Annotated in this window: 2 protein-coding genes; both read right to left on the reverse strand. The window is 37.4% G+C overall.

Features of this window, described 5'->3' with window-relative positions:
- A partial coding sequence (locus V3W49_RS22915) for a hypothetical protein (protein WP_500148275.1) occupies window positions 1–260 on the reverse strand: 260 nt, incomplete at its 3' end.
- 50 nt (window positions 261–310) lie between these two features.
- Window positions 311–569: hypothetical protein (locus V3W49_RS22920; protein ID WP_500148277.1), on the reverse strand; the 259-nt coding region annotated here is incomplete at its 5' end.

Consider the following 569-nt stretch of genomic DNA (forward strand, 5'->3'; position numbering starts at 1 on the left):
ATGTATTCTCGTAGTCCGTACTCCAGGGAAATGAGATAAACAATGACTAGAATGGCTAAAGGAATAACAGCTAGAATTCTTTTTTTGGTAATACCGAGCTTTAGTCCAACTAGTTCAGCTATGATGAAAGCTAGAGCGAACAGGAATCCTCCTCGTCCTTGATTCCAGCTTAAACTGAATGAATCTGGGAATACTACTAAAGCAAACAGAATTGGGCTTGCGATTACTCCAATAGCTATAATGAGATTTTTGTTCTTCACTGGTTTTTCCGTGGGATACGGTTCAAAAAAAGGTTAGTAATTCCCATTTCCTAGTAATCGATTGTCTTTATTCTTACCTCACTCCCCTTTGATTCAAGGTAATGACCCAAAAAATTCTTGAATTGTTCCGCTATTCTATAACCCAGTGCACCTTTCATCATGCCTGATTTTTCTATTATGGAGAACATTTCTGAGCTTAGTTTAACATTAAAAAAAGTCCATCCTGCCTTTGTAAATTCCTCACCGATATGATAACCATTTTTCACTTTGCATGTATCTTCTAATCCCTCCAAGGCCTTTTTCACCAGA

The sequence above is a fragment of the Rosenbergiella sp. YN46 genome (assembly GCF_036620675.1).
Classification (GTDB): Bacteria; Pseudomonadota; Gammaproteobacteria; order Enterobacterales; family Enterobacteriaceae; genus Jejubacter.